We start from the raw sequence: 3,218 nt of genomic DNA on the forward strand, positions 1-3,218 counted from the left end.
GCTTCGAAGTACCGGGTCGCGGTTCGGCCCTGTGCGCGGGCGTGGGTGCTGGTAGAGAGTGTGAAAAGGGCGTTCGGTGGATGCCTTGGCACCAGGAGGCGATGAAGGACGTGGCACGCTGCGAAAAGCCGCGGGGAGATGCGAGCGATCGTTGATCCGCGGATGTCCGAATGGGGAAACCCCTCCGCAAGGAGATCTGCTGCTGAATACATAGGCGGTAGAGGCAAACCCGGGGAACTGAAACATCTCAGTACCTGGAGGAAAAGACATCAACAGAGATTCCGCTAGTAGTGGCGAGCGAACGCGGAACAGGCCAGTGGTCTACAGAAGAGAAGCCGAGTGATCTGGAAAGGTCAGCCGCAGTGGGTGATAGCCCCGTAGGCGTAGTGCTTCTGTGGATCCTTGAGTAGGGCGGGGCACGTGAAACCCTGTCTGAACATGGGGGGACCATCCTCCAAGCCTAAATACTCCCTGGTGACCGATAGTGCACAAGTACCGTGAGGGAAAGGTGAAAAGCACCCCGACAAGGGGAGTGAAACAGACCTGAAACCGAACGCTTACAAGCAGTCGGAGCCCGCAAGGGTGACGGCGTACCTTTTGTATAATGGGTCCGCGAGTTCGTGTTAGCAGCAAGCTTAAGCCGTGAGGTGTAGGCGCAGCGAAAGCGAGTCTGATAAGGGCGTTTAGTTGCTGGCATGAGACCCGAAACCGAGTGATCTAGCCATGGCCAGGCTGAAGGTGCGGTAACACGCACTGGAGGGCCGAACCCACGCCTGTTGAAAAAGTCGGGGATGAGCTGTGGCTAGGGGTGAAAGGCCAATCAAACTCGGAAATAGCTGGTTCTCCGCGAAATCTATTGAGGTAGATCGTCCATTGTTTACCGCCGGAGGTAGAGCACCGGAAGGGCTAGGGGGGCCCAAAGCCCTACCAAACCCTACCGAACTCCGAATGCCGGCGAGTATAGGTGGGCAGACAGACAGTGGGTGCTAAGGTCCATTGTCGAGAGGGAAACAGCCCAGACCACCAGCTAAGGCCCCCAAATGATGGCTAAGTGGGAAAGCATGTGAGACGGCCAAAACAACCAGGAGGTTGGCTTAGAAGCAGCCATCCTTTAAAGAAAGCGTAATAGCTCACTGGTCTAATAGCTGTTTTGCGGCGAAAATGTACCGGGGCTCAAGCCATCTGCCGAAGCTGTGGGTGCATAGCAATATGCGCGGTAGCGGAGCGTTCCCTAGGCCTGCGAAGCCATACGGGTGACCGGTGGTGGAGGTATGGGAAGTGCGAATGCGGACATGAGTAGCGACAAAGAGGGTGAGAAACCCTCTCGCCGAAAGTCCAAGGGTTCCTGCGCAAGGCTAATCCGCGCAGGGTGAGCCGGCCCCTAAGGCGAGGGCGAGAGCCGTAGCCGATGGGAACCAGGTCAATATTCCTGGGCCCGCCAGAAGTGACGGCCGTGAAGCGTTGTTCCTCCTTATTGGATTGGAGGGGCTGCCGGATCGGTCCAGGAAACAGCTCTGGCATAGGACCGTACCCTAAACCGACACAGGTGGACTGGTTGAGTATACCAAGGCGCTTGAGAGAACCATGCTGAAGGAACTAGGCAAATTGCTCGCGTAACTTCGGGATAAGCGAGACCCATCTTTGCGCAAGCATTGGTGGGTGGCACAGACCAGGGGGTGGCGACTGTTTAGTAAAAACACAGGGCTGTGCGAAGTCGTGAGACGACGTATACGGTCTGACGCCTGCCCGGTGCCGGAAGGTTAAAGGGAGATGTGCAAGCATCGAACTGAAGCCCCGGTAAACGGCGGCCGTAACTATAACGGTCCTAAGGTAGCGAAATTCCTTGTCGGGTAAGTTCCGACCTGCACGAATGGCGTAACGACCTCCCCACTGTCTCCAGCATGGGCTCAGCGAAATTGAATTCCCCGTGAAGATGCGGGGTACCCGCGGTCAGACGGAAAGACCCTATGAACCTTTACTGCAGCTTGGCAGTGGCGCCAGGAGAGGGCTGTGTAGGATAGGTGGGAGGCTATGAAGCCGGGGCGCTAGCCTTGGTGGAGCCAACCTTGAAATACCACCCTGCGCTCTTCTGGCGTCTAACCGAGCCCAATTAGCTTGGGCCGGGACCCTGCCTGGTGGGCAGTTTGACTGGGGCGGTCGCCTCCCAAAAGGTAACGGAGGCGCGCGATGGTGGGCTCAAGCCGGTCGGACATCGGCTGTTGAGTGCAAAGGCACAAGCCCGCCTGACTGCGAGCGCGACAGCGCGAGCAGGGACGAAAGTCGGCCTTAGTGATCCGGTGGTCCCGCATGGAAGGGCCATCGCTCAACGGATAAAAGGTACTCTAGGGATAACAGGCTGATCTCCCCCAAGAGTCCACATCGACGGGGAGGTTTGGCACCTCGATGTCGGCTCATCGCATCCCGGGGCTGGAGCAGGTCCCAAGGGTTCGGCTGTTCGCCGATTAAAGCGGTACGTGAGCTGGGTTTAGAACGTCGTGAGACAGTTCGGTCCCTATCTGCCGTGGGTGTTGGAGATTTGAGAGGATCTGTCCCTAGTACGAGAGGACCGGGATGGACGCACCGCTGGTGTACCAGTTGTCACGCCCGTGGCATCGCTGGGTAGCTAAGTGCGGAATGGATAACCGCTGAAGGCATCTAAGCGGGAAACCAGCCTCAAGACGAGATCTCCCTGAGGGCCGTGAGAGACCATCACGTCGATAGGCCGCAGGTGTACATGGGGTAACCCATTCAGCCGAGCGGTCCTAATAGCCCGATCGATCTCACTACCAGCGCCAAACGCGGGTCTGCGTAAGCAGGCCACCGCGCACAGCGCCGAACCGCGTCCAACCACACACACTCATCATTCCCCAAGCTCCGGCCCGGTGGCCCGGTGGCCATCGCGTGGTTGATACACCCGATCCCATCCCGAACTCGGCCGTGAAACACCACTGCGCCCATGGTACTGCATCTCAAGATGCGGGAGAGTAGGTCGCCGCCGGGCCACCAGGCCGGAGCTGAATACACAACACACCATGAGACAGGATGAACCGTACACGCCCCATAAAGGCAGCGGTTCCAACACACATCGATGCGCCAGGAAACATCATCGCCTGGAGCCATCAAAACACCCTGACGCGGGGTGGAGCAGCCCGGTAGCTCGTCAGGCTCATAACCTGAAGGTCACAGGTTCAAATCCTGTCCCCGCATCCAGCTTGATC

At 58.2% G+C, this 3,218-nt stretch carries 1 tRNA gene and 2 rRNA genes; all 3 read left to right on the plus strand.

From position 1 onward, the window contains the following. Nucleotides 1–53: 53 nt before the first annotated feature. The 3 genes from GXW79_RS21290 (at nucleotide 54) to GXW79_RS21300 (ending at nucleotide 3,210) form a co-directional block, all read left to right on the plus strand. Nucleotides 54–2,787: ribosomal RNA gene (locus GXW79_RS21290) — 23S ribosomal RNA — on the plus strand. A 99-nt stretch (nucleotides 2,788–2,886) separates the two neighbouring features. Beyond that, nucleotides 2,887–3,001, plus strand: a 5S ribosomal RNA gene (gene rrf, locus GXW79_RS21295). Nucleotides 3,002–3,133: 132 nt separating this feature from the next. Beyond that, nucleotides 3,134–3,210 (plus strand) — tRNA-Met (locus GXW79_RS21300). Nucleotides 3,211–3,218: the final 8 nt, after the last annotated feature.

Source organism: Plastoroseomonas arctica, assembly GCF_018128965.1.
GTDB lineage: Bacteria > Pseudomonadota > Alphaproteobacteria > Acetobacterales > Acetobacteraceae > Plastoroseomonas > Plastoroseomonas arctica.